The sequence below is a fragment of the Nocardioides sp. NPDC047086 genome, assembly GCF_040643685.1.
In the GTDB taxonomy this organism is placed as follows: Bacteria; Actinomycetota; Actinomycetes; order Propionibacteriales; family Nocardioidaceae; genus Nocardioides.
Window position 1 is genome coordinate 199099 of the sequence record NZ_JBEYUV010000004.1, and the last position, 25919, is coordinate 225017.

Here is a 25919-nt window from a genome sequence, read left to right on the forward strand (position 1 = left end):
TTATCGGGACGCGTGTCCGGGTAACGTGGGTCACGTCGTCAGTAGCTCAACGTAGAACTCAACGGTGAAGGAGCGATCGTCATGACCGCCGTTCAGGATGAGAAGTCCACTGGGTACGTCCGCCAGGGCAAGCAGGACTACCTCGACACGCTTCGCACGCTGTCCGAGGCCTCGGTAGAGGTGCGCTTCGACCCGTTCAAGGACATCGACTGGGACTCCGACGACCTCGCGGTGCTGCCTGACGACGAGCGCTGGATCCTCAACGACGCCGACGAGATCGGTGCCCACCCTTGGTACAAGGCGCTGTCCAAGGAGCGCCAGATCGAGATCGGGATGTACCGCTGGGCGCAGGTCGCCAAGGTCGGTCTGCAGTTCGAGCAGCTGCTCATCGGCGGCGTCATGAACCACCTGGTCTGGTCGAAGAACAACAACCCGGAGTTCCGCTACGCGACTCACGAGGTGACCGAGGAGACCCACCACACCCAGATGTTCCAGGAGCTCGTCAACCGGGTGAACCCCGACGTGGCGGGCGCGCCTACCTACTTCAAGGTCCTGGTGCCCTTCATGGCCTCAGCGGGTGCGTTCTTCCCGGAGGCGTTCTTCACCGGCATCCTCGCCGGTGAGGAGCCGATCGACCACCTGCAGAAGGGCGCGATGCGCGCCGGCGGCAGCCACCCGGTGGCCAACCGCGTGATGCAGATCCACATCGCCGAGGAGGCGCGCCACATCGGCTTCGCCCACCAGTACCTCGAGCAGCACGTGCCCGAGCTCGGTCGGGTGAAGAAGACCCTGCTGGCCTATCTGTTCCCGGTCATCATGCGCCTGCTCTGCGACGTGATCATGGTCCCGAGCAAGCAGGCCCGCTACGACATGGGCATCCCGGACGAGGTCGCCAAGGAGATCTGGTGGAACTCGGAGGAGTCCGAGAAGCTGCTGCGTGACCTCTTCGGTGACGTACGCCTCCTGGCCGACAACCTCGGCATCCGCAAGGGACCGGCCAAGCTGCTGTGGAAGCTGACCGGCATCGACGGGCGCGCCTCGCGCTTCCGCGCCGAGCCGCGCGCGGCGTCCTACTGATCCCCTCAGCCCGTTGCCCTAGAACGGTAGTCACCAGTGCCTCACGTCGTCACCCAGTCGTGCTGTGCCGACGCCTCGTGCGTCGTCGCCTGCCCGGTCAACTGCATCCACCCCGCCCCGGGCGAGCCCGGCTTCGGTGAGGCCGAGATGCTCTACGTCGATGCCAAGAGCTGCGTCGACTGCGGAGCCTGCGTCACGGCCTGCCCGGCCGACGCGATCGTCCCGCACACGACCCTGAGCGCCGCTCAGACGCCGTTCCTGGCGATCAACGCGGAGTACTTCGAGGTCTTTCCGCACTCCGATCGCACCCCGCTCGCCCTGGTCCACCCCCAGCGCCGCCTGACCCGCACCGGACCGTTCCGGGTCGCGGTCGTCGGCGCCGGGCCGGCCGGGATGTACGCCGCCGACGAGTTGCTCAAGCACCCCGAGATCAGCGTCGACGTCTTCGACCGGCTGCCGACGCCGTACGGCCTGGTCCGGGCCGGTGTCGCGCCCGACCACCAGAACACCAAGCAGGTCGAGCGGCTCTTCGCGCAGATCGAGTCGCAGCCCGGGTTCCGCTACTTCCTGGGCGTCGAGGTCGGCAAGGACGTCTCCCACGCCGAGCTGACCGCGCGCTACCACGCGGTGGTCTACACCGTCGGTGCGGCCAGCGACCGGCCGCTCGGGATCGAGGGCGACGACCTGCCCGGCTCGCTCAGCGCGACCGACTTCGTCGGCTGGTACAACGGCCACCCGGACAAGCAGGACCTGCCCATCCACCTCGACGCCGAGTCGATCCCCTCGGGTCGGGTCGTCCTGGTCGGCAACGGCAACGTGGCGCTCGACTGCGCCCGGATCCTCGCCGAGGACCCCGAGCGGCTGGCCGGCACCGACATCGCCGAGGGGCCGCTGGCGGTCCTGCGTGACAGCGCGGTGCGGGAGGTCGTCGTCCTCGGGCGCAGGGGGCCCGGGGAGGCGGCCTTCACCGTGCCCGAGCTGGTCGGGCTGATGGGTCACACCGGCGTCAACGTCGTGGTGGACACCGGGGACGTCCCGCTCGAGGAGGCGCTGACCGGGGGCGAGACGACCGTCCGCCTGCTGCGCGAGCTCGCCGGCCGTGAGGTGCGTCCGGAGCTGCGTACCATCGTGCTCCGCTTCCTCAGCTCGCCGGTGCGCGTGCTGGGCGAGGACCGGGTGACCGGGGTCGAGGTGGGTCGCAACCGTCTCGAGCGTGACGAGAACGGTGTCGTCCGGGCGATCGCCACCGGCGAGACCGAGGTCCTCGAGACCGGGATGATGCTTCGTGCGGTCGGCTACAGGGGCCTGCCCGTGGCCGACCTTCCCTACGACGCCGCCACCGGCACCGTCCCCAACGAGCGCGGCCGGGTGCTCCCGGGCGTCTACGTCGCAGGCTGGGTCAAGCGCGGTCCCAACGGTTTCATCGGCACCAACAAGTCCGACGCCGAGGAGACGGTCGAGCAGGTGCTCGACGACCTCGACGCGGACCGGGTCCCGGCCCCGGTCGGCGACGCCCGCGAGATCTCCGCGATCGTACGCAGCCGCCAGCCCGGCATGGTCGACCTGGCCGGCTGGCAGGCGATCGACCGTGAGGAGAAGCGGCGCGGCGCCGAGTCCGGCCGCCCGCGGGTGAAGATCACCGATGTCGAGGAGATGCGGGGCATCGCCGCGAAGTCGCGGAAACCCCGATACGCTCTGGGGCGTCGCAAGGAGCGCTGAGACGCTCTCGACACCGGGTTGAGTTCGGGGAGCACGGGAGCAGGGGGAGACGCGGGTGGCCGGAGAGAAGCGCGATGGTCGGCAGGATCGGTGGAGCAAGCACAACGAGCAGCGCCGCCAGCAGATCATCGATGCCGCCATCGCGGTGATCGAGGCCGGTGAGCCCGGCGCCGACGTCCAGGTGCAGCAGATCGCGGCGCGCGCCGGGCTGTCGCGCACGGTCATCTACCGCCACTTCGAGGACCGCGCCGATCTCGACCGTGCCGTGCAGCAGGCGATCCTCGACGGGCTCTGGTCCGGCCTCATGCCCGGGATCACCCTCGACGGCACCGTGCCGCAGATCATCGAGCGGATCATCGGCACCTACGTCCGCTGGGCCCGGGCCCATCCGGCGCTCCACCTCGCCGCCGACCATGACATCGACGGCGGCGACGACGGCCCGTTCCAGCAGGGGATGGAGCAGCTCGCCGGCCGGATCGCGGCGATCGTCGGCACCGCCGTGATCGCCCTCGGGGGTCAACCCACCGAGGAGGAGGCCGAGGCGCTGGACCCGCTGATCTACGGTCTCGTCGGCGCGGTCTTCGGTGCCGTACGCCGGTGGCTGACCCGCACCGGTGAGCGCCTGCCCGCCGAGACGCTGGAGCGGCTCACCGCCCAGTCGATCTGGTTCGTCATCGACGGCCACGCGCGCGGGTTCGGGATCGAGCTCGACCCCGACCTTCCTCTGGAAGAACTCCTGTCCAAGGACATCCTCGCGGTATAACCTCCCGGTATCACCCGGCCGTACGGCCGTTCAGTCCAGGAGAAGACCATGCCCCACCTGCGCAGACTCTCGATCGCCGTCACCGCCGGCCTGGCGGCCACCGCCGGGCTCGCCGTCCCGCTGATCCCGGCCACCGCCGCCCCGGGCAGCGGCTCGTCGGCGGGCACCGCCCGCGTCTTCATGGTCAACCCGGTCCAGTCCAGCAACGACCAGGACCTGACCGACCAGAAGGACGCCGCGAGCGCCGTGCCGGACAGCGCCTACGCCGAGGTGCCGCTGACCCACCTGGACGGCTCGGGCTACCTCCGCGGCGACTACGCGGTCGTCGAGTCCAGCACCGGCACACCCGCGCGCTCGACCACCAACAGCTTCTCCTACGACCGCCACCAGGACCAGTTCGAGCAGGTCATGGGCTACTTCTGGGTCACCCGCGCGCAGACCTACCTGCACACCCTCGGCTTCGGGGAGAAGCTCCCGGGCGTCCTGAACGAGCCGTTCTCGGTCAAGATCAACCAGTACGGCGGCGACAACTCCTACCAGACCGACAAGCCCTACCGGATCCGGCTGGGCAAGGGTGGTGTCGACGACGCCGAGGACGCCGAGGTGATCGTCCACGAGTACGGCCACGCCGTCCACGCCAGCCAGGTGCCCGGCTACGGCAGCAGCCTGGACGCCGGCGCGATCGGGGAGTCGTTCGGCGACTACCTCGCGGTCACGGTCGGCCTCGACGCCGCCTCGGAGTACGGCTGGCCGGTCGCCGCCGACCCGTCCTGCCCGATGGACTGGGACTCGACCTCCTACACCGACGCCCCGCACTGCATCCGCAGCTTCCACCTCGACCTGACCCTCGAGGACCGCCGCAACCAGGTGCACTACGACGGCCAGATCTGGAGCCAGGCGCTGTGGGAGATCCGCGAGGGCTACCAGGCCCTCGGTCTCTCCACCCGCGACTGGGACACCACCCTGATCTACTCGCAGTTCTCCTACGCGCCGGACACCAGCTTCCAGGCCGCGGCCGCCGAGACGTACGCCGCCGCAGCAGCTCGCGACGGCCAGGCCGCCGCAGACCTGGTCCGCGACCGGTTCGCCGCCCGGGGGATCACCTTCTGAGCATCGCACCGGTCGCACCCACCGGGAGCGGCCGGGCCGAGGTGAGCTCCGCGAGCCGCCACCGCACCACCATGACGGCGGCCTCGCGGGCCACCTCGGCGCTCATCTTGGACGCCCCGGCGGTGCGCTCGGTGAACGTGATCGGATGCTCGGCGACCCGCAGCCCGAGTCGTTCGCAGCGCCAGGTGTTCTCCACCTGGAAGCCGTAGCCGGTCGACGTCGTCCGCAGGACGCCGGCCCGGACCAGCGCGTCGATACGCCACGCGCGGAACCCGGCGGTCGTGTCGCGCGTCGACAGCCCCAGCACGCGGCGGGCGTAGGCGTTGGCGCACCAGGACAGCGCCCGGCGGCGCAGCGGCCAGTTCTCGGTGGCGCCGCCCGGGACGTACCGGGACCCGAGGACGACGTCGTGGGTGCGCAGCAGCGCGAGCATGGCCGGGATCTCCGTCGCGGGGTGGGAGCCGTCGGCGTCCATCTGGACGATCGCGTCGTAGCCACCGGCCACGGCCGCGGCGAAACCGGCCCGGTACGCCGCCCCCAGACCGTCCTTGGACGTACGGCCGAGCAGGGCGAGCCAGTCGCCGAACCCCTCGTGCGCCTCGACCAGGGCCGCGGTGCCGTCCGGGCTGTCGTCGTCGACGACCAGGACGTCGATACTCGCCCGGCCGGTGGTGGCCCGGACGGTCTCGAGGCTCGAGAGCAGCGTGGGGAGGGTGGCCGCCTCGTTGAAGGTCGGCACGATGATGACGCAGCGCATGAGTGGACCGTACGGATCCGGACGTGAAGGACGGATTAACCGGTGCGATCGGTCGGCAGGAGCACGGTGACCGTCATCTCCGGTCCGTGGGTGCACGCGAGCGGAGCGGGGGAGCCGTACGTGGCGTGGCGCCCGTCGTGGCACAGCCTCAGCTCACCGCCGGCGCGAGCGACGAGCGTGCCGACCAGGGACAGGCCCAGTCCCGAGCCGGGCCGTGCGCGCGCCTCCTCGGCGCGGGCGAAACGCTGCGTCGCCGTGGTCAGCAGCGCGGGTGGCATCCCGTGGCCGGCGTCCGCAACCGTCAGCCGCGCCCATCCCGTGGCCGGCTCGTCCACGCTCACCTGCACGGGTGGGGCGCCGTGCGTCGAGGCGTTGTCGAGCAGGTTGCTGAGCACCCGCTCCAGCTCGAAGTCCGCCATCGGCACGGGCACGGGCACGGGTCCTTCGGGGAGCGTCACGGCGAGGCTGCCGGCGTGGTCGGGATCGGCGAGACGGCGCTGGTTGATCGTACGCACCGTGACGGTCACCAGGTCGGCGTGCCCAGCCGCGTGGCTGCCCTCGGCACGACCGATCTGGAGCAGCTGCTCCGAGAGCGTGGCGAGCCGGTCCAGGTCCACCATGAGCTCGGTCAGGATGCGCTCGTGCTCGACCGCGCTGCGGGGACGGCGCAGCGCCAGCTGGATCCGGCTGGTCAGCAGCGTGATCGGCGTACGCAGCTCGTGGCTGGCCTCGGTGACGAACTGTCGCTCCCGGTCCAGCGCGGCCTCGAGGCTGGTGAGCATGTCGTTGAAGGTGTCGCCCAGGCGGGTGATCTCGTCGTCGCGCTGGGGCGGCACGTCGAGCCGAAGACTCGTGTTGCCGGCGGTGATCGCGGCGGCCTGACGCCGGTAGCGCTCGACCGGGCGCAGGGCGGCGCGGGCCAGCCGGTCGCCGACCAGCGCGGTGATGCACAGGGCGCCGAGCCCGGCGAGCGTGAGCTGCACGAGGAGCTCGCGCAGCGCCTCGTCGCGGTGGTCGCGCCGCACCCCGACCAGCAGGTAGCGCCGCGGCGAGGTCGAGAGCCGGACCACCTGCAGCCGGTAGGGCTCGGCCGAGACGGGCAGGAAGTCACCGACGTTGAAGGTGCGCGGCGTCGTGGTCACCCGGTCCAGCCGGGATGCGGCCACCAGGGGAGTGGTCCCCGCGGCGCCCCCGCGGTCGATGACGGTGCCGTCCGCGCCCAGCACCTGCCAGGGAACACCGGTGGCGTCGGCCGCGGACCGGCTGCGGACCCGGCCGTCGGCGCCGACCAGCGGCTCGAGCGCGTGGCGGGCCTGGGTGAGCTCGGTGTCGAGGCCACGGTCCAGCGCGTAGTCGACGCGCCAGTAGACGAAGATCCCGGCGGCGACCAGGACGACGAGGCTCGCGGCGGAGAAGCCGGCGACGAGGCGTACCCGCAGCGGCAGCCGGGAGAGGCGTACGGTCAGCGTGCTCATCGGTTCGGCGGCGCGGTCTCGAGGCGGTAGCCGGCTCCGCGCAGGGTGGTGATCGTGTTGGTGCCGAACGGCTTGTCGATCTTGCCGCGGATGGCGGCGACGTGGACGTCGATGACGTTGCTGCGCAGGTCGGTCTCGCCGTCCCAGACCTCATCGAGGATCCGCAGCCGGGTGACCACCTGCCCGGCGTGCGAGGCGAGCAGATAGAGGATGTCGAACTCCCGGGTGGACAGGGTGATCTCGACGCCGCCACGGGTGACCCGGCGCGCGCCGGGATCGACCACCAGGTCACCGATCTGGGCGGGTGCCTCGCCGCTGAAACCGCCTCGCCGGTAGAGCGCGCGCAGCCGGGCCAGGAGCTCGTCGAGGTCGAAGGGCTTGGGCAGGTAGTCGTCGGCCCCGGCGTCGAGGCCGTTGATCCGGTCGCGTACGTCGCCGCGGGCGGTGAGCATGAGGATCGGCGTCGCCAGCCCGAGGTCGCGCAGCCGCCGGGCGACGGTGACGCCGTCGAGGCCGGGCAGCATCCAGTCCAGGAGGGCGACGTCGTAGCCGGCGTCGCTCAGCAGGCGCTCGTAGGCGACCCGCCCGTTGTGGGCGACGTCGACCTGCCAGCCGGCCTCGGCCAGCGACTGCTCGAGCAGGCCGGCCAGGCGGACGTCGTCCTCGGCGACCAGGATCCTCATCGCCTCGTCACCTCGCCGCTCCGGCGCTCCCAGATGTGCCAGTTGTCGTAGCCCACCCGTTCAACGTAGTGCCGCATGAGGTACTGCTGCGCGTTGTCGGCGTCCAGGCCCCACGTGTCGAGGCTGCCGCCGTCGACGACGACCCACCGGGGAGCCGACGGTCCGGCCAGCGCGCTGCGCAGCCGGGCCAGGTGCGGGTCGCGGACCCGGACCGGAAGGCTCCACAGGTTCTCATAGGGGCTGTGCAGGCCGCTTGCCGCGACGATCTCGGCATGCCCGAACCCGACCACCACGCCGTCGGAGGGGCTGTGCGTGTGCTCGCGCAGATAGGTCGAGACCTGTGCCTCGGGCGAGGGCGGGTCCGCGGCGACCGCCCAGTAGGTCCACACGGTGACGGTGGCCGCGACGGTGAAGGCCACGGCCCGGGACAGTGCCCGCTCGGACCATGGCCGGGCGAGGGCCACCAGCAGCACCAGACCGGGGACGATGCCGGTCAGGTAGTGCAGCCAGTAGCTGCCGCCGACGACGATCCCGAACGCCTCCCAGGCAACCAGGGCGAGCGCGGGCCAGGCGAGACGGCTGTGGTTCTGCACGAGCGCCGCTGCCGCTACCACGAGCACCACGGCCGCGCCGGACGCGACCGCTGCGGCGGCGAGCTCGGCCCCGCGTACCGGGGTCGCGGTGGAGGCCGAGGCGTCGATCACCTGGGCGGCCCGGCCGCGGAAGAGCACGACGGCCTCCCACACTCCGGTGACCGAGGTGCCCTGCCTCCAGGCTCCGGCGAGCACCGCGCCGAGCACCGTGAGCGCGCCGCCGGCGACCGCGGCGACGCGGCTCCCGAGCCAAGGGACCCGCCCGTACGAGACCACCACGAGGACGGCGGCGAACACGAAGACGTCGACGACGTTCTGCTTGACCAGCGCCGCGGCCATCCCGGCCGCTCCGGCGGTGGCCGCGAGGCCGCCCGTGCGCCATCCCCACCCTCCGCGCAGGCTCGCGATCAGGCACACCAGCCCGGCCAGGACGAACGGGACCGCGAGCAGCTCGCCGTCGACCTCCGGCATCCCGAGCAGGGGACTGCACAACAGCGCCACGGCCAGTACGACAGCCGTACGCCGGCCTCGGCCGGAGGGCGCGACCTGGCCGGCCAGGACACCGGCCAGACCCACCGAGAGCCCGCCGGCCAGGGCGCCGAGGACCTTGACCCCCGGCGCGACGAACCCGGTCGTCGTCGCAGCGTTCGGGCCGAGGTGCCCCGCCACGGTGAACAGCCAGAGCAGCAGCGGCGGCCGGTCGACCCAGAGATCGCCGTACAACGAGTGCCCCGGCCGCCACTGCTGCGCGACCATCAGGAACCCGCTCTCGTCCGCCGTCAACGGCCGGTCGAGGAACGGCAGCCACGCCGCCGTCGCGACCAGCATCGCGAGGACGACGCCGGCCGTCGCCCACCGCCGGGCGCGTACGGGTGGGACGGTCGCCGGGGTCGCGGGTGCCGTCGGCCAGCTGACGGGAAGAGTCACACTCGCACGCTAGGAAGACCTGCATGAAGGCTCGATGAAGGCGGATCGGGCTTCATCGAGCCTTCATCCGCACGGAGCCATCCTCACCGCCATGACGACTCAGACCATGCCCATCGCGGCGGTGCCGCTGCTCGCCCTCGCCCCGGGGACGCCCCGGGTCGCGGTGATCACCGGCAGCTACGGCGCCGGTCACAACTCCGCTGCTCGCGAGATCGCGCGTGTCCTGACGGCCGCGGGCTGCGACGTCGAGATCCACGACGTCGTGACCCTGCTACCGTTCCGGCTCGGCCCGCTCCTGCGGCGCGTCTACTACGCCCAGCTCCGGCGCCGGCCCGGCTCCTGGGGGGCCACCCTGCGGCTGCTCGAACCGGACCACGCTGCGTACCGGATCGTGACCCGGCTCCTCGCCGCGACCGCCGCCCGGATCGTCGAGGCCACGCGTGGCTGCGACCTGGTCCTCACCACGCATCCGTTCGGTGCCCAGGCGCTCGGGCACGCCCGCGTGACCGGCGCGCTCGCCGCTCCCGTGGTCACCTACCTCACCGACACCTCCGTCCACCCGCTGTGGATCCACGCCGGCGTCGATCTCAACCTCGCGATCCACGAGGTCGCGGCGGCCGAGGCACGACGGTGGGGCGGGCGTACGGAGGTCGTGCGGCCGCTCATCCCGGAGCTGCCGGCGGTGCTGGGCGCTCCCCGCCAGGAGCCGAGGCCCGGTGACATCGCCGGACCCTGGGCCCTGGTCACCGGTGGCTCGCTGGGCATGGGACGGCTGGAGGCCACCGCGCGCGACCTCCTCGCCGACGGTCGGATGACGCCGGTCGTGCTGTGCGGCACCGACACCAGGCTGCGTCGCCGTCTGTCCCGGATGCCGGGCGTCGTCGCGCTCGGCTGGCGTGATGACATCCCGGCGCTGATGAGCGCCTGCGACTGCGTCGTGCAGAATGCCGGCGGGTTCACCTCGCTGGAGGCGCTGGCCTCCGGTACGCCGGTGGTCACCTACCGGCCCCTGCCGGGCCACGGAGTCGCCAACTCGGCCAACCTGGAGGCCGCCGGCCTGATCCCGTGGGCCCGCACCTCCGCGGATCTCGCGCGGTTCCTCACCGGCGCCGGGCTCGCTCCGCGGCGCAGCTTCCTGCCCGTGGACGCACCCGAGCTCCTCGATCTGCTCACCGGACACGTCCCCACGGAGGTGGCGGCATGAGCCGGATCGCGGCCGCCCGGGGAGCCGGCGGTGGATCCCACATCGCGCTCACCTTCGACGACGGGCCCGACCCGGCCAGCACACCAGCGTTCCTCGACCTCCTCGCCGCCTACGGCCGGAGGGCGACCTTCTTCGTCCTGGGCTCCCAGGCCGCCGACCACCCCGAGCTGATCCGGCGGATCACCAGGGAAGGGCACGAGCTGGCGATCCACGGCTGGACGCACCGCTGCACCCTGGCGCTGCCGCCCACCAGGCTGACCCGCGGGATCCGCCGGGCGCGCGACGTCGTCGAGGACATCAGCGGCGAGCAGGTCACCTGGTACCGGCCGCCGTACGGGGTGCCCAGCGGCGAGGCCGTCCTGGCCTGCCGGGCCCTCGGCCTGACCCCCGTGCTGTGGACGGCCTGGGGACGCGAGTGGGAGCGAGCGGCCTCACCCGACACCGTGGTCGCGACCGTCCTGCGTACGCTGCGGCCCGGCGGAACGATCCTGCTGCACGACACCGACCTCCACGCGCCGCACGGTGACTGGCGGCGTACGCTGGCCGCGACCGAGCAGCTGCTGGCCGGTCCGCTGGCCTCCGCGAACGTCGGCACCCTGGGTGAGCACTGGCGCGAGGTTCCCTGCGAGAATGGATCCACGTGACGCAGACATCGCCCGGCCACGACACCGCACCCGCCGTCGGGCCCAGGACCTGGACCCCGTGGCGTACGGTCTTCGCCTTCGGCCTCGTCAGTCTCTGCGCCGACATGGTCTACGAGGGCATGCGGGCGATGGCCGGGCCGTTCCTCGGCAGCCTGGGCGCGTCCGCGCTGACCGTCGGCCTGATCACCGGTGCCGGCGAGGGCATCGCGCTCGTGCTGCGGCTGGTGACCGGCGTATGGGCCGACCGGAGCCACAACCACTGGCGGCTGACCGTGCTCGGCTACGCCATGACGGCGGTCTGCGTCCCGCTGCTCGCGGTCGCGCCGTTCCTCGGCGGCGCCGGGCTCGCGGTCGCCACGACCCTGATCCTGCTGGAGCGCACCGGGAAGGCGGTCCGGAGCCCGGCCAAGTCGGCCCTGCTGGCGCGGATGGCCACCTCCACCGGCCGGGGCAAGGGGTTCGCCGTCCACAAGGCCTTGGACCAGGTCGGGGCCTTCTCCGGCCCGCTCCTGCTCGCCGGGGTCGCCGCCGCGACCGGGCTGATCTGGCCGGGCTTCGCCCTGCTGGCCATCCCTGGTGCGATCTCGCTCCTGCTGCTGGCCCAGCTGCGCCGCCGGGCGCCGATCGTGACCGAGCCCGAGCCCGAGCCCGAGACCGAGACCGAGCTCAAGACCGCGACAGGTGCCGACCCGGCAGGGCGTTCGCCGAGCGCGCTCGCGGCGATCGGCCGGGCCGTGACGGGCAGTGACCTGCCGCGTACGTTCCACCTCTTCTCCCTGGCCGCCGCGCTGATGACCGCCGGCCTGATGACGTTCGGCGTCATCTCCTTCCGGATGGTCGAGGACGGTCTTCTCCTCGCGGCCGCCGTCCCCCTCGTCTACGCCCTGGCGATGGCGGTCGAGGCCGTCGCCGCGCTCGGCACCGGCCATCTCTTCGACCGCCGGGGCAGCCGGGTGCTCCTGGTCGTCCCGGTGCTCGTCGCTCTGGTGCCGTTGTGCGTCTTCGCCTCCCAGCTCTGGCTGGTGCTGGCCGGGGTCGTGGTGTGGGGCGTGGCCTACGGCATCCAGGACTCGACGGTCAAGGCGTACGTCGCCGACCTCGTCCCCGCGCCTCGCCGGGCCACGGCCTACGGGGTCTTCGCCGCCGTCCAGGGCCTCGGCGCGCTCGTCGGCGGTGGCCTCGCCGGTGCCCTGGTCACCGGTCACGTCCCGGTCCTGGCCGGGGTGATCGGCGGGCTGCAGGTCGCCGCCTTCGCGCTGCTCCTTCACGTCACCCGTCGCCGGGGCGCGGTACCGGGCGGGGAAGCGGCCGAATGACTCGGTGAGGGGGTTAAGTAGTGTTTGCCGCGTGACAGAGATGGACGGGGTGCTCACCCAGGACGGCATCGGCGAGGGCGACGGTCTGGAGCGGCTGTGGACGCCTTACCGGATGGCGTACATCCGCGGGGAGAACAAGCCCACCGACCCCTCGGAGACGAAGTGCCCGTTCTGCCGGGTGCCGACGCTCGATGACGCCGAGGGCCTGGTCGTCCACCGAGGCGAGACGTGCTTCGTGGTGCTCAACCTCTACCCGTACGCCCCGGGCCACATGATGGTCTGCCCCTACCGTCACGTCGCCGGCTACGTCGAGACCACCGACGAGGAGGCCGCCGAGATGGCGGTGCTGACCAAGCAGGCCGTACGCACCCTCGCCGGCGTCTCGCGCGCCGAGGGCTTCAACATCGGGATGAACCAGGGCACCGCGGGCGGCGCCGGCATCGCCGCCCACCTGCACCAGCACATCGTGCCCCGCTGGGTCGGCGACCAGAACTTCATGCCGATCATCGGCCGCACCAAGACCCTGCCCCAGCTCCTGACCGACACCCGCGACCTGCTCGCGCAAGCGTGGGCGTCGGCCTAGCATCTAGCTGCCTCAGACGATCGCCCAGGCGACCGCGGCGGCCGCGAAGCCGACGATCGAGAGCACCGTCTCGAGCACCGTCCAGGTCGCCAGCGTCTGCTTCACGCTCATGTTGAAGTAGCGCGACACGATCCAGAAGCCGCCGTCGTTGACATGGCTGAGGATGATCGAGCCGGCGGCGATCGCGACGGCGATCACGGCGAGCTCGGGCTGGGAGTAGCCGGTGCCGAGGGTCGGGGCCATGATGCCGCCGGTGGTCACGATCGCCACGGTCGCCGAGCCCTGGGCGATCCGGAGCGCGCAGGAGATGACGTAGGCCAGCAGCAGGATCGGCAGGCCCGCGTCGGAGAGCACCTCGGCGAGCGCGGCGCCCACGCCGGTCGCGGAGATCACCGCGCCGAAGAACGCACCGGCGCCGACGACGAGCAGGATCATCCCGACTGGTCGCAGCGAGGCGCCGGTGAACTCCGAGATCTCCTCGATGCTCATCCCGCGCCGGATGCCGAGCAGCCAGAAGGCGAGGAGCACGGCGATGGTGAGCGCGACCGCCGGGTTGCCCAGGAAGGTGAGCACGCTGAGCAGCCGGCCCGGATCGAGCAGCATCGTGCCGAAGGTCGCGCCGAGGATCAGGATCAGCGGCACCGCGATGACCCCGAGGACGAGGGCGAGCGAGACGGGGGCGGTGGGCGTCGTGTCCTGCTCCGCCTCGGTCTCCGCAGCCAGGAACTCCTCGGGCACCGAGACCTGGACGCGCGGGGCGATCCACACGGGGAAGAGGATGCCGGCCGCGGCGAACGCGGGCAGGCCGCACAGCAGGCCCAGAATGATCAGCCAGCCGAGGTCGACGCCGAGAAGACCGCCCAGCGCGGTCGGGCCGGGGTGGGGAGGCAGGAAGGCGTGCGTCATCGACAGCCCGGCGAGGACGGGAAGGGCGTAGAGGACCAGCGAGCGACCGCCGCGGTGCGCGGCGACGTAGACCAGCGGCGCGAGCACGAAGATGCCGATGTCGAAGAAGACCGGGATGCCGAAGATCAGGCCGACCAGGCCCATCGCGACCGGGGTGCCGCGCTCCCCGAAGATGCCGATCAGCCTCGCGGCGAGGACATCGGCGCCGCCGGACCGCTCCAGGAGCGACCCGAGGACGGTGCCGAGACCGATGATGAGCGCGATGTGGCCCAGTACGCCGCCGAAGCCGGTCTCGATGAGCGACTCCTTCGAGGACAGGGCGGTGCCCACCATCTGCTCGACCGACAGACCGGCCGCGACGGCCAGGCCGATGCCGCTGATGAAGAGCGCGATGAAGGGTTCGAGCTTCACCTTGATGATCAGGAAGAGGAGCACGGCGATCGCTATGCCGCAGAGCAGCAGCAGGCCGGTGGTGCTTGTCTGGAGCCAATGCATGGTTGGTTCTCCCGTGTCGGGTGGGGGACGGTCTCAGCGCAGAGCTGCGCGGAACCGGGCGGCGTTGGTGGTGATCTGCTCCCACCGGGCCTCGTCGACGTCGGCGGGCTGGACCACCGACGTCCCGGCGGTCACGGCGATGGCGCCGGCCCGCAGGAACTCCGCGGCGTTGTCTTCATCGACTCCGCCGGAAGGGATCAGGGCGACCTCGGGGTACGGCCCCCGCAGGTCGGAGAAGTAGCGCGGGCCCATGGCCCGCGCCGGGAAGATCTTGACCGCGTCGGCGCCCAGCGCGTTCGCGGTGAGGACCTCGGTCGGGGTGAGCGCGCCGAGCACGACGGCCGCACCCGCGGCGTGACCCTCGGCCACGATCTCCGCCGCCTCCGGCGGCAGGCCCGGCGTCACCAGGAACCGGGCACCCGCCGCGAGCGCGGCGCGGGCCTGGTCGGCGCTCAGCACCGTCCCGGCGCCGACGACGATGTCGTCCTCCGCCCGAGCACTGACCTGGCCGCTGACCTGGGCGAGGAGGTCGGTGAGGCCCGGCGTCGTGAAGGTCAGCTCGACGGCCCGGATGCCGCCGGCGGCCAGCGCGTGGCAGAGCGCGACGGGGTCGTCGAGCCGGGAGGCGCGTACGACGACCAGCGCCTTGTCGGCGCGGAGCGTGTCGATCAGGGGGCTGTTCATCGGGCTCGGGTTCCTTCGTCGGTGCGGCGCAGCGCCCGCCCGGGCAGAGCGTCGGTGCGGTGACCGTCCTCGATGACGGCGGTGCCGTTGACCAGCACCCAGTCGATGCCGCGCGCCTGCTGCCGCGGCTGCTCGAAGGTGGCGGTGTCCGCGACGGTGTCGGGGTCGAGGAGCACGAGGTCGGCGGCGTACCCCTCCCGGACGAGGCCGCGATCGGCGAGCCGCAGCCGGGACGCCGGGCGGCCGGTGAGGTGGTGGACGCAGTCGACCAGGTCGAGCACGCCGAGCTCGCGTACGTAGCGGGCGAGGTAGCGCGGGAAGGTGCCCCACGCGCGCGGGTGCGGGCGCTCGCCGACGAGGATCGCGTCGCTGCCGCCGCAGTGGGTGCGGTGCCGCATGATCGTCTGCACGTTCTCCTCGTGGCCGACGTGCTGGAGGATCGTCGTGGCCATCCGGTCGTGGACGAGCAGGTCGAAGAAGACCTCCGTGGGCACCTGGCCGGACTCCTCGGCGATCTCGGCCACGGTGCGGCCGACGTGGCCGGACAGCTCGGGGTTGCGTACGCCGCTGATCTGGATCGTGTCCCACTCGGTCACGCAGCCGTGGCAGCCGTCGGTGCCGACGTGGTCGAGCTCGTGCGCGATCCGGGCCCGGTCGGCCGGGTCGGCGATCCGCGCGAGCAGAGCGTCCGGGCCGCCGGAGGTCGACCAGCTGGGCAGCACGGCGCTGAGCGTGGTGGCGCCGGGGAGGTAGGGGTAGGTGTCGAGCGTGATGTCGACGCCGTCGGCGAGGCCGGTCTCGATCAGGTCGACGAGCTCGCCGGCGCGCCCGCGGTTGGGCTCGAAGTTCATGGTCGCGTGGGTGAGGTGGAGGGCGCACCCGGAGGCCCGGGCGACCTCGATCATCTCGGCGTACGCCCCCAGCGCACCGGCGCCGTAGGAGCGGTGGTGCGGGCTGTAGTAGCCGCCGGCCTCGGCGACGACCCGGCACAGCGTGGCCAGCTCCTCGTCGTCGGCGAACATGCTCGGCGGATAGGTCAGGCCGCTGCTCATCCCCACCGCGCCCTCCTCGAGACCGACCCGTAGCAGCCGGGCCATCTCGGCGATCTCGGTCGGGGTCGCGGGCCGGTTGTCCGGGCCGACGACCATCAGCCGCAGGGTCCCCTGCGGGACGAGGTACGCCGCGTTGCACGCGATCCCGCGGTCGAGCCGGTCCAGATAGCCGGCGACGGTGTCCCAGTCGAAGTCGAAGTCGTCCGGCTCGCCGTTCCACCCCGCGATCTGGCGGCGCAGCTGGGCCCGCGTCGGCGGGTCGGCGGGCGCGAACGAGAGACCGTCCTGCCCGACGACCTCGAGCGTGACGCCCTGGCTGACCTTGGCGGTGTGGCCGCCGGGGTTGACCAGGATCTGCAGGTCCGAGTGGGCGTGCATGTCGATGAAACCGGGGGTCAGCGCCCGTCCGGCGGCGTCGACGGTGCGCCGCGCGGCGGGTGTCGCGCCGTCGGTGTGGATGCCCGAGATCCGGCCCGCCTCGATGCTGACGTGGGCGTGGAAGGCCGGGGCGCCGGTGCCGTCGATGACGGTCGCGTCGCGGATGAGTAGATCGGTCATGGCGATTCCTCTCAGAACCAGGTCCGCACGAGGTCGACGACGACGGGGTCGTCGGCGTCGGCGTCGTCGAGGACCGGGATGAGGCCCCATTTGTCGAAGGCGGTGCACGGGTGCGAGAGCCCGAGGCGGAGCTCGTCGCCGATCAGCACAGGCGCCTCGGTAGCGGGGTCCCAGCGGAGGAAGCCGTGCTGGTCGTTGAGCGCGGTCACGGCGACACCGGTGAGCGGAGTCGCGGGCGAACCGGTCGTCCGTGCCCGCAGCAGCTGGGCCTCGGGAAGACCCTCGTCGAAGGGCAGGTCGCGCTTGCCCGCGTCGAACAGCGCCAGCCCCGGCTCGGGCTGGGAGGAGATCCGCACCCAGCCGTGGAGGGCGCTGCGCAGTCCCGGGCTGGTGGTGCGGGGCGCGCTCCCCATGGGCGAGATGCCGCGGTAGAAGCCGTCGTCGTGGGTGATGTACGCGCCGCTGCGCAGCACCACGCGGGCCTCGTCGGTGGCCACGAGCGGCGCGAGCGCGTCGGCCACCTGCTCGAAGTAGGCGCTACCGCCGGCGCTCACCACCGGGATCCGGCCGGCGGGTAGCAGACCGGAGATCCGCCGGTGCAGGGAGACCAGGCTGTCGACGTACGCATGGACGACGCCGAGCGCGGCCTCGTCGGTCGTGTGCGCCAGGGCGCCCTCGTAGCCGGTGACGCCGGCGAGCTCCAGATGGGGCGAGGCGGCGATCGCCTCGGCGACCGCGACGGCCGTCTCCTCGTCCCGCGCGCCGGTGCGACCGCCGGCGGCGCCCCGCTCGACGAGGACACCGAGCGGACGCCGCGGCCCGGCCTCGGCGGCGTGGGCCGCGAGAGCGTCGTGCATCAGGGCCACCGTGCGTGGCGAGTCGGCCCACACCAGCACCTCCAGACCCGGGTCCTCGGTGAGCTGGTCGGAGATCCAACGCAGCGTCAGCGGGGAGACGATCGCGTTGGCCACGATCACCCGGGAGACACCGAAGGCGCGGGCGACGGCGAGCTGGGGAAGGTTGGCCACCGTGATCGCCCAGGCGCCGGCGGCGAGCTGCTCGGCCCACAGCTGCGGAGCCATCGTGGTCTTGCCGTGCGGGGCCAGCGCGATGCCACGCTCCGCGCACCAGGCGGCGAGCACGTCACGGTTGTGGGTCATCGCGACCCGGGAGAGGGAGAGCACGGGCGTGGGCAGCTGCGAGAGCCGGGGTGCCGCCTCGAGCACCTCGGCGACCGTACGTCCCCACAGCGCGGGCGGGATCGCCTTGTGGCGCCAGTCGACCCGCTCCTCGCGCAGTGCCGTGACGGCGGCCGCGTCGATGTGGGCTGCGGGGTGATCCATGTCCCGTCCTTCCTTCGTTGCGTACTGTGCAACGGCGATTGCGTATTTCGATTCGCTAGTTGTAGCATCGGCCACACCGGGCGTCAACGGCCCGGCGGGGGACCAACAGGGGAGGAGCTCCATTCGTGGGGGTTAGCGGAGACGTGCGAGCGGTCTGTCTCGGGGAGGCGATGATCGTGCTGCGTCCTGAGGGCGAGGAGTCGCTGGCCGCGGCGACGACCCTGCGTCGTTCGGTCGGCGGTGCCGAAGCCAACGTGGCAGGAGCCCTGGCGGCCCTCGGCCTGCGGACCGCCTGGGTGTCCCGGCTCGGCCAGGACCCGTTCGGCGACGTCGTGACCGCGGACCTGATCGGCCGCGGCGTGGACGTCGAGGCCGAGCGCGACCCCGAGCGGCCGACGGGGCTCTACATCAAGGAGCCCGCCCCCGACGGCAGCCGGATGCACTACTACCGCGCCGGTTCCGCGGCGGCCGCGATGGACGCCGATCTTCTCGACGGGCCCGGGGTGGCCGAGGCGCTGGCCTCGGCCGAGGTCGTGCACACCTCCGGCATCACCGCGGGCATCCTCGAGGAGGGATCGGCGCTCGTCGCCCGCCTGCTGGCGCTGCGCGACGAGCTCGGCTTCCGGCTCAGCGTCGACCTCAACTGGCGACCTGCCCTGTGGGCCGGGCGCAGCACCGCGCCGCTGCTCGATCTGCTCCGCGCGGCCGACATCGTCCTGCTCGGGGCCGACGAAGCACGCGCCGCGCTCGGCGCGGACACCGCGGAGGGTCTCCGTGAGCTGCTGGGTGAGCGTCCGCGGCTGGTGATCAAGACCGACTCCCACGCCGCCGGTGAGTACGACGCGGACGGGAGCGCCACGCAGGTCCCCGCGCTCCGGGTCGACGTCGTGGAGCCGGTGGGGGCGGGCGACGGGTTCGCGGCGGGCTATCTCGCCGCCCTTGTCGACGGGGTCGGCCCGGTCGGCCGGCTGCGCCAGGGCCATCTGGTCGCCGCGGGCGTGCTGGCAGCGACGGGCGACCACGCGGCCCCGCCGGCCGCCGACGTACGCGTCCGGCTGCTCGAGTGCGCCGAGGACGCCTGGGCGGCGACCCGAGTGAGCGCCGCCGGCATCGACTCCCCGGCGCTCTGGACCCGTACGGAGGTGGCTCGATGAGCCAGAGTCTCTCCCGCGCGCTGCAGATCCTCATCGAGCTCGGCGAGGGCGAGCGATCCCTCGACCAGGTGGCCGCGAGTCTGGAGGTCCACAAGACCACCGCGATGCGGCTGCTGCACACCTTGGAGGCCGACCGGTTCGTACGCCGCGACGACCGCCAGCGCTACCACCTCGGCTCCCGGCTGTTCGCCCTCGGAGGCGCCGCGCTCGCCCAGCACGCGATCCGCGACGTCGCCCAACCGCATCTGACTCGGCTCGCGGCCGAGACGGGCGGTCAGGCCGTCCACCTCGCCGGCTACGAGAACGGCGCGGCCATCTACCTCGCCAAGGTGGAGAGCACCCACGCGGTGCGGATGTACTCCCGCGTGGGCCTGCCCGCCGCGCTGCACGCGACCGCCGTCGGCAAGGTGCTCGTCGCCGACCTGCCACCGGGGGAGCGCGAGGCCGTGATCTCGGGCATCGACTTCCGGCCCTTCACGAGCCGCACCATCGCCGACGCGGCGGGCTACCGCGAGGTGCTCGCCCGCACCCGCGAGCAGGGCTGGGCCGAGGACGCCGCCGAGCACGAGGACTTCATCAACTGTGTCGGGGCGCCCGTACGCGACGAGACCGGGCGCGTCGTCGCCGCGGTCTCCGTCTCCGTACCCGACGTCATCCTGCCCCGCGAGGGGGTGCGTGCCCTGGTGCCGCAGCTCCTCGCCGCCACCGAAGCGATCTCCGCCGACTGGGCCGGCCGGAGCTCATGAGAAGAACACCCCGAGAGGAAACCCACCCCATGACCGACATCCGCATCTCCACCGACCAGGCGCCGGCGCCCGCGCACACCTTCTCCCAGGGCGTGGTCCGTGGCGGCCTGATCCAGGTCTCCGGTCAGGGCCCGGTCGACCCCGCCACGAACGAGTACCTGTTCCCCGGCGACGTGAAGGCGCAGACCGTACGCACCCTGCAGAACGTGGAGGCGATCCTCGCCGCTGCCGGTGCGGGCTTCGAGGACGTACTGATGCTCCGGGTCTACCTGACGACGCGGGACGACTTCGCTGCGATGAACGAGGCCTACGGCGAGTTCATCGGCTCGCGGGTCGCCGAGGGCGGCATCCTCCCGTGCCGCACCACGGTGATGACCGGCTTGCCGCGTGAGGAGATGCTCGTCGAGATCGACGCGCTCGCCGTGGCCCGTTAGTCGATGACCCGGGCGAGCTCCCGGCTGAGGTAGGGCGCCAGGGTGCGGGCGTAGCGCGAGGTGATGTGGTTGCCGTCGCGGTAGACGATGACGTTGCCGATCACCGCCGGGCAGACCTCGTCCCCGCAGAACAGGCGGGTCAGGTCGATCAGGTGCGCGTTGGGATCGCGAGGGACCGCGTCGCGGTGCGGATCCTTGACGAGTACGTCGGTGCGCGGCCGCCCGCACGCCTCACCGGCGGTCTCGGGGGAGTGTCGTTGGATGCAGCCCAGCGTGGTGCGGAGATAGGCGGCGTTGTCGGGCTCGAACATCGGGTTGTCGACGAGCGCGATCACCGGGACGCTCTTCGAGGGCCGGTGGCTCCAGGCCTCGACCAGACCCTCGACCGTGGACTCGTACGGCGTCTCGCCGCCCAGCGGCTGGGTCGTCTTGCGGGCCGAGTGGGTCACGATGATCGCGTCGAGGTCCTTCTGCTCCGGAGCGCGCAGATAGGCCTCGAGCTGCCGGTTCCACTCCGCGCACGCGGGGCGGTTGTCGGCGATGTCCTGGCCGAGGGGCCGGGTGTTCCAGTGGCAGGCGGCGCGGGCGGCGACGTCGATGCGCCAGTTGCGCTGGTCTCCGATCAGGTCGAGGGCGCCGACCGGGGCGACGGCATGGGAGTCGCCGACCATCAGCAGCCGCTTCTCATAGCCCTCGGTCACACCGTTCGGGCAGGCGCTGAAGCGCACCGGACGCTCCTCGAAGGACCAGCACTGTCCGCGGTTGTCGTCGTCCTCGCCGATCGCGGCCACCGCCGGGATCAGCTCCCCGTGCAGGTCGGGGTTGAGACACGAGCCTCCCGCGGTGCTCGCCGCCAGCGAGGCCGCACCGAGGCACTCGGTCGTGAAGGGGTCGGCGGTGGCGAGCCGGGCCGCCGTCGCAATCGCCCGGTTCTCGGAATGGTCGATCGCGACCAGGCCGCTCCAGCCCGCGCCCACGGCGACCACGAGAGCGGCCAGGGTGGCGACCAGGGCTCGTGGGCCGCCGGGCCTGATGACGTACGTCTGGACCTGGCGGGTGACGAGCCGGTTGGTCGCCCAGGCGAGCAGGGTCGAGACGACCAGGACGCCCGCGGGCGAGGCGACGGTGAGCCGGTCCCCGCCGGTGTAGTAGAGCCAGGCGATCAGCAGCGGCCAGTGCCACAGGTAGAGCTCGTAGGAGATGTCGGCGACGAACCGCAGCGGCCGGGTCTCCAGCAGGCGGCGCGGCCCGCGTGGCGACGGGGTGGAGCCGACCATCACCAGCAGCGCCCCGGCGACCGGCCACAGGGCCAGGGGGCCGGGGAAGTGGTCCGCGCCGTCCATCACGAAACCGCAGGTCACGACGAGAGCGAGACCGGTCCATGCGGCGTACGGCCGGATCCTCTCGGGCAGGCTCAGGCGGCGCAGGGCGAGCGCGGCCAGGGCGCCGGCGGCGATCTCCCAGAAGCGGGTGATGGAGTTGAAGTACGCGGCCGCCTGGTCGGAGCCGGAGACCTTGATCGCATAGACGAAGGAGACTGCGAACGCCGCCGCGGTCAGCACGAACAGCACCCGCGCGAGCGTGAGTCGCCCCCGTAGCGGGCCGCGGGCCGCGATGCGGAGCACGAGGGCGAGCCCGACGACGACCAGCGGCCACACCAGGAAGAACTGTCCCTGCACCGCGAGCGACCAGAAGTGCTGCACCGGAGTCGAGGAGGGCCCCGCGGCGCCGTAGGAGAGCTGGCTGGCGATGAGCTCCCAGTTGAGCGTGTAGGTCGCGGCCGCGACGATCTCGCGGGTGGTCTGGGTCCACAGGGTCTGCGGGATGAGGACCACCATCAGCGCGGCCGTCGCGGCCAGCACGATCAGCGCCGGCGCGGCGAGCCGCGCGAACGTACGTCCGTAGTGCTCGCCGAGCCTGACCTGGTGGCGTTCGGCTCTGCCGACCAGTGACCGGGTGGCGAGGAAGCCGGAGATCACCAGGAAGACGTCGATCCCGCCGGAGACCCGGCCGTTGCCGAAGAGATGGAAGGCGACGACGAGCGCGAGGGCGATACCGCGCAGGCCGTGGATCTCGCTGATGTGTCCGGAGGTGTGCCCAGATTTGGGGCTGTTGGGCTCGCTGTCGGCCCGGCTGGTCGTGGGCGTGCGGAAATCCGAGGTGGCGGTCACGTGATCGCTGTTCTAGTGGACGTTGACGGGCGGGAGCCGTCGCACCGTAACGAGCAGTGGTGACGTGCAGGCGTACGGGCGTTATCAATCCGCCGTCGAGATCTCCTCAGAACCGCTTCATATCGCCGCTGAAGGAGATAGGTTGCACCCCGACGTGACATAGATCACACTCAGGACTGAGGAGTTCGACGATGAACACGCACAAGATCGGCCGCCTGATGGCGGTCGCAGCGGTGGCGACCCTGTCGACCGCATCGCTCGTGGCATGTGGAGGCTCGGATGACGGTGGCGACTCGGGAGACTCGGGCGGCACCGACGTCGGAGTGATCCTGCCCGACGCGACCACGTCTCCCCGATGGGAGTCCCAGGACCGGCCCAACCTCGAGAAGGCGTTCGCCGATGCCGGCCTCGAGGCCACGATCCAGAACGCCCAGGGCGACACCGCCAAGTTCGGTCAGCTCTGCGACAGCATGATCAACGAGAACGTCAAGGTCATCATCATCACCAACCTCGACTCCGAGTCGGGCGCGGCCTGCCTGAAGAAGGCCGCGGACGCGGGCGTGACGAGCATCGACTACGACCGGCTGACGCTCAACGGCGGCGCCTCCTACTACGTCTCCTTCGACAACGTGAAGGTCGGCGAGCTGATGGGCACCGGGCTGGACGAGTGCATCACCGCGATGGGCAAGAAGGGCGGCAACATCGTCTACGTCAACGGCGCGGCCACCGACAACAACGCGGCCCTGTTCAAGTCGGGCTACGAGAAGGCGCTCGAGCCGAAGATCGCCGACGGCACCTACAAGCTCGTCGGCGACCAGTCGGGGGAGTGGGACGCCACCAAGGCCGGAGAGGTCTTCGACCAGATGTACACCGCCAACAACGGCAAGATCGACGGCGTGGTCTCGGCCAACGACACCATGGCCGGCGGCATCATCGCCCGGCTGAAGGCCAACAACGCGCAGGGCAAGATCCCGGTGACCGGCCAGGACGCCTCGGTCGAGGGTCTGCAGAACATCCTGCAGGGCTTCCAGTGCGGCACCGTCTACAAGAACACCGAGCTCGAGGCCAAGGCCGCCTCCGACCTGGCGATCGCGCTGATCGAGGGCGACGAGGACGCCGCCTCGGCGCTGGCCACCGGAACCGTGGAGGACACCGAGGCCGGCAAGGACGTGCCCTCGGTGCTCGCCGAGCCCGTCTGGGTCACCAAGGAGAGCGTCAAGACGGTCATCGAGGACGGTCAGGCCGACGCCGCGGAGGTGTGCGCCGGCGCGATCGCCGACCTGTGCACCGAGAACGGCGTGCCTCAGTGAGTTCGCTGCTGGAGCTGCACGGCGTCGAGAAGTCCTTCGGCGCCGTGCAGGTCCTGCGCGGAGTGGACCTCTCGGTGCAGGCGGGCCGGGTCACCGCGCTCGTCGGCGACAACGGTGCCGGCAAGAGCACCCTGGTCAAGGGAATGGCCGGGATCCATCTCTTCGACGCCGGTGACTACCTCTTCGAGGGGGAGCCGGTGAAGGTGACCAACCCCAAGGACGCCGCCGCGCTCGGGATCGAGGTCGTCTACCAGGACCTCGCGCTGTGCGACAACCTCGACGTCGTCCACAACATGTTCCTCGGCCGCGAGATGAAACGCCTCCGGCTGGTCTACGAGGACAGCATGGAGCAGCGTGCTCGCGAGACCCTCGACGGTCTCTCGGTGCGTACGCTGAAATCGGTGCGTACGCCGGTGGCCTCCCTCTCCGGTGGCCAGCGCCAGACCGTGGCGATCGCCCGCGCCGTGCTGTGGAACTCGAAGCTGGTCATCCTCGACGAGCCGACCGCGGCTCTGGGCGTGGCGCAGACCGAGCAGGTGCTCCGGCTCGTGCGGCGCCTGGCCGACCGGGGTCTCGGCGTCCTGCTGATCAGCCACAACCTCAACGACGTCTTCGAGGTCGCCGACGACATCGCCGTCCTGTACCTGGGCGCCATGGTCGGGCAGATCGATGTCGCCTCCACGACGCGCGAGCGGGTGGTGCAGGCGATCACCACGGGCGTCATTCCCGAGGGAGGTGCGGCATGAGCGAGCGCCAGCGAGCGACAGTAGGCCTCAGGCCGCCGCGTCCGTATTCTGGCGCTTGCGCTACGGAGGTGGCGGCATGAGTATCGACACCGATGACCCGACGATCGCCGCGGCACCGGATCCGGAGCCCGACAACTCGCTTGCCGGGATCTTCCGGGCCTACATGGCCAAGCTCAGGGGAGGCGAGGTCGGTTCGCTGCCGGCGGTGCTGGGTCTGATCGCGCTGGTCGTGGTCTTCTCCGCTCTGCGTCCGGAGCAGTTCACCAACTCGTTCAACTTCGCCAACCTGATCGGCCAGTCAGCAGGCGTGACCGTGCTCGCGATGGGTCTGGTCTTCGTGTTGCTGCTGGGCGAGATCGACCTGTCGGCCGGGTTCGCGGGCGGGACCTGCGCCGGGGTGCTCGGGGTGTGCCTGACCCGGCAGGAGTGGCCACTGGTCCCGGCGCTGCTGGCGGCTCTCCTCACCGGAGCACTGATCGGCCTGCTCATCGGGCTGCTGGTGGCCAGGCTCGGGATCCCGTCGTTCGTGGTCACGCTGGCCGCGTTCCTCGGGCTGCAGGGTGTGCTCCTGACGATGATCGGCGAGGGTGGGACGATCCCCATCCGCAACGACTTCATCAACGGCCTCAACAACTCCAACCTGCCGGTCTGGCTCGGCTGGGTGCTCGGCGTCGTCTGCATCGTGGGCTATGCGGGCTCGACGTACATCACCGACGCGCGTCGCCGCGCCAAGAACCTCACCGTGCAGCCGATCCTGCTGTGGGGGCTCAAGTCCGGGCTGCTGGCGGTCGTGGTGCTCGCCGTGGTCGGATATCTCTCCGTCGAGCGCAGCCGCAACCCGGCACTGACCTCGCTCAAGGGGGTCCCGGTCTCGCTGGTCGTGATCGTCGGGCTGCTGATCGTGCTCACTTTCTTGCTGACCCGCTCCGCGTGGGGCCGGCACGTCTACGCGGTCGGTGGCAACGCCGAGGCCGCACGCAGGGCCGGGATCAACGTGTTCCGGGTGCGCCTGTCGTGCTTCATCCTCTGCTCCACGATGGCGGCCATGGCCGGCATCATGATCGCCAGCCGCACCAATTCGGTGAACCCGAACACCGGCGGCGAGACGACCCTGCTGTACGCCGTGGGGGCCGCCGTCATCGGCGGCACCTCGCTCTTCGGCGGCAAGGGCCGGGTCATCGACGCGGTCATCGGTGGCACCGTGGTGGCGGTCATCGACAACGGGATGGGTCTGCTCGACCAGCCCCAGGGCACCGTCTGGATGGTCACCGGCCTGGTCCTCCTGGTCGCGGCCAGCGTCGACGCGCTCTCCCGGCGCCGGGCCTCGGCCACGGGGCACGTGTAGAGCGCCTCGCCGAGACTGCAGAAGTGGGGGGCGGAAACACACCGAAGACCCCCCCCACAGCGGACTCGCCCCCCCCCCAAAAAAGTAAAGGCGCCGCCGCCCAGCTGGGGGGCCCGACCCCATA

Annotated in this window: 23 protein-coding genes; 14 read left to right on the plus strand and 9 right to left on the minus strand. The window is 71.7% G+C overall.

Going from position 1 to position 25919, the window contains the following annotated elements:
* Positions 1-81 precede the first annotated feature (81 nt).
* From ABZ796_RS05320 to ABZ796_RS05335, 4 genes are read left to right on the plus strand one after another with little or no spacing between them, the layout of a single operon-like run.
* Positions 82-1077 carry a diiron oxygenase gene (locus tag ABZ796_RS05320; protein WP_357335185.1) on the plus strand — a complete coding sequence of 332 codons (996 nt, stop codon included), beginning with the start codon at positions 82-84 and terminating at the stop codon, positions 1075-1077.
* 36 nt (positions 1078-1113) lie between these two features.
* A complete protein-coding gene (locus tag ABZ796_RS05325; RefSeq protein WP_357335186.1) occupies positions 1114-2796 on the plus strand; it encodes an FAD-dependent oxidoreductase in 1683 nt (560 codons plus the stop codon).
* Positions 2797-2851: 55 nt separating this feature from the next.
* Positions 2852-3559 carry a TetR/AcrR family transcriptional regulator gene (locus tag ABZ796_RS05330; RefSeq protein WP_357335188.1) on the plus strand — a complete coding sequence of 236 codons (708 nt, stop codon included), beginning with the start codon at positions 2852-2854 and terminating at the stop codon, positions 3557-3559.
* Positions 3560-3607: 48 nt separating this feature from the next.
* Positions 3608-4669, plus strand: a complete 1062-nt coding sequence (locus tag ABZ796_RS05335; protein ID WP_357335189.1) for a M36 family metallopeptidase — start codon at positions 3608-3610, stop codon at positions 4667-4669.
* On the opposite strand, the gene ABZ796_RS05340 is transcribed toward ABZ796_RS05335, so the two are convergent.
* From ABZ796_RS05340 to ABZ796_RS05355, 4 genes are read right to left on the minus strand one after another with little or no spacing between them, the layout of a single operon-like run.
* The gene (locus tag ABZ796_RS05340) at positions 4659-5426 is read right to left on the minus strand and encodes a polyprenol monophosphomannose synthase (RefSeq protein WP_357335190.1); all 768 of its coding nucleotides are present in this window, start codon (positions 5424-5426) and stop codon (positions 4659-4661) included. The genes ABZ796_RS05335 and ABZ796_RS05340 overlap by 11 nt on opposite strands.
* 35 nt (positions 5427-5461) lie before the next feature.
* Entirely contained in the window at positions 5462-6901 is a 1440-nt protein-coding gene (locus ABZ796_RS05345) for an ATP-binding protein (protein ID WP_357335192.1), read from the minus strand.
* Complete coding sequence (locus ABZ796_RS05350; RefSeq protein ID WP_357335194.1) at positions 6898-7584, minus strand: response regulator transcription factor; 687 nt, start codon at positions 7582-7584, stop codon at positions 6898-6900. Before ABZ796_RS05350 ends, ABZ796_RS05345 begins: the two co-directional genes overlap by 4 nt.
* A complete protein-coding gene (locus tag ABZ796_RS05355; RefSeq protein WP_357335195.1) occupies positions 7581-9104 on the minus strand; it encodes a hypothetical protein in 1524 nt (507 codons plus the stop codon). Before ABZ796_RS05355 ends, ABZ796_RS05350 begins: the two co-directional genes overlap by 4 nt.
* A 91-nt stretch (positions 9105-9195) precedes the next feature.
* Here ABZ796_RS05355 and ABZ796_RS05360 point away from each other — a divergent pair, with 91 nt between their 5' ends.
* From ABZ796_RS05360 to ABZ796_RS05375, 4 genes are read left to right on the plus strand one after another with little or no spacing between them, the layout of a single operon-like run.
* Positions 9196-10308, plus strand: a complete 1113-nt coding sequence (locus tag ABZ796_RS05360; RefSeq protein WP_357335197.1) for a glycosyltransferase — start codon at positions 9196-9198, stop codon at positions 10306-10308.
* Positions 10305-10952 carry a polysaccharide deacetylase family protein gene (locus tag ABZ796_RS05365; protein WP_357335201.1) on the plus strand — a complete coding sequence of 216 codons (648 nt, stop codon included), beginning with the start codon at positions 10305-10307 and terminating at the stop codon, positions 10950-10952. Before ABZ796_RS05360 ends, ABZ796_RS05365 begins: the two co-directional genes overlap by 4 nt.
* A complete protein-coding gene (locus ABZ796_RS05370) occupies positions 10949-12268 on the plus strand; it encodes an MFS transporter (protein ID WP_357335203.1) in 1320 nt (439 codons plus the stop codon). Before ABZ796_RS05365 ends, ABZ796_RS05370 begins: the two co-directional genes overlap by 4 nt.
* Positions 12269-12308: 40 nt before the next feature.
* Positions 12309-12851, plus strand: a complete 543-nt coding sequence (locus ABZ796_RS05375) for an HIT domain-containing protein (protein WP_357335235.1) — start codon at positions 12309-12311, stop codon at positions 12849-12851.
* 12 nt (positions 12852-12863) lie between these two features.
* Here the strand turns inward: ABZ796_RS05375 and ABZ796_RS05380 are convergent, their stop codons facing one another.
* From ABZ796_RS05380 to ABZ796_RS05395, 4 genes are read right to left on the minus strand one after another with little or no spacing between them, the layout of a single operon-like run.
* Positions 12864-14252 carry a gluconate:H+ symporter gene (locus ABZ796_RS05380; protein WP_357335204.1) on the minus strand — a complete coding sequence of 463 codons (1389 nt, stop codon included), beginning with the start codon at positions 14250-14252 and terminating at the stop codon, positions 12864-12866.
* 33 nt (positions 14253-14285) lie between these two features.
* Positions 14286-14936, minus strand: a complete 651-nt coding sequence (locus tag ABZ796_RS05385; protein WP_357335206.1) for a bifunctional 4-hydroxy-2-oxoglutarate aldolase/2-dehydro-3-deoxy-phosphogluconate aldolase — start codon at positions 14934-14936, stop codon at positions 14286-14288.
* Positions 14933-16546, minus strand: coding sequence for a D-aminoacylase (locus ABZ796_RS05390; protein ID WP_357335208.1), 1614 nt, complete (start codon positions 16544-16546; stop codon positions 14933-14935). The genes ABZ796_RS05385 and ABZ796_RS05390 overlap by 4 nt, the downstream gene beginning before the upstream one ends.
* 11 nt (positions 16547-16557) lie before the next feature.
* The gene (locus tag ABZ796_RS05395; protein WP_357335210.1) at positions 16558-17889 is read right to left on the minus strand and encodes an amino acid deaminase; all 1332 of its coding nucleotides are present in this window, start codon (positions 17887-17889) and stop codon (positions 16558-16560) included.
* Positions 17890-18014: 125 nt separating this feature from the next.
* On the opposite strand from ABZ796_RS05395, the gene ABZ796_RS05400 reads away from it, so the two are divergent.
* The 3 genes from ABZ796_RS05400 to ABZ796_RS05410 are packed head-to-tail and all read left to right on the plus strand — an operon-like array spanning position 18015 to position 20223.
* Complete coding sequence (locus ABZ796_RS05400) at positions 18015-19043, plus strand: sugar kinase (RefSeq protein WP_357335212.1); 1029 nt, start codon at positions 18015-18017, stop codon at positions 19041-19043.
* The gene (locus ABZ796_RS05405; RefSeq protein WP_357335214.1) at positions 19040-19789 is read left to right on the plus strand and encodes an IclR family transcriptional regulator; all 750 of its coding nucleotides are present in this window, start codon (positions 19040-19042) and stop codon (positions 19787-19789) included. Before ABZ796_RS05400 ends, ABZ796_RS05405 begins: the two co-directional genes overlap by 4 nt.
* 29 nt (positions 19790-19818) lie before the next feature.
* Positions 19819-20223: a RidA family protein gene (locus ABZ796_RS05410; protein WP_357335216.1), complete on the plus strand. Its 405-nt coding sequence runs from the start codon at positions 19819-19821 to the stop codon at positions 20221-20223.
* On the opposite strand, the gene ABZ796_RS05415 is transcribed toward ABZ796_RS05410, so the two are convergent.
* A complete protein-coding gene (locus ABZ796_RS05415) occupies positions 20220-22394 on the minus strand; it encodes an acyltransferase family protein (RefSeq protein WP_357335218.1) in 2175 nt (724 codons plus the stop codon). The two genes, ABZ796_RS05410 and ABZ796_RS05415, sit on opposite strands and share 4 nt — an antisense overlap.
* Positions 22395-22585: 191 nt before the next feature.
* Here ABZ796_RS05415 and ABZ796_RS05420 point away from each other — a divergent pair, with 191 nt between their 5' ends.
* The 3 genes from ABZ796_RS05420 to ABZ796_RS05430 all read left to right on the plus strand — a co-directional run bounded on the left by ABZ796_RS05420 (position 22586) and on the right by ABZ796_RS05430 (position 25795).
* Positions 22586-23704 carry a substrate-binding domain-containing protein gene (locus ABZ796_RS05420; protein ID WP_357335219.1) on the plus strand — a complete coding sequence of 373 codons (1119 nt, stop codon included), beginning with the start codon at positions 22586-22588 and terminating at the stop codon, positions 23702-23704.
* Positions 23701-24450: an ATP-binding cassette domain-containing protein gene (locus tag ABZ796_RS05425; RefSeq protein ID WP_357335221.1), complete on the plus strand. Its 750-nt coding sequence runs from the start codon at positions 23701-23703 to the stop codon at positions 24448-24450. Before ABZ796_RS05420 ends, ABZ796_RS05425 begins: the two co-directional genes overlap by 4 nt.
* A gap of 76 nt (positions 24451-24526) precedes the next feature.
* On the plus strand, positions 24527-25795 hold the full coding sequence (locus ABZ796_RS05430) for an ABC transporter permease (protein ID WP_357335222.1): 1269 nt from the start codon (positions 24527-24529) through the stop codon (positions 25793-25795).
* Positions 25796-25919: the final 124 nt, after the last annotated feature.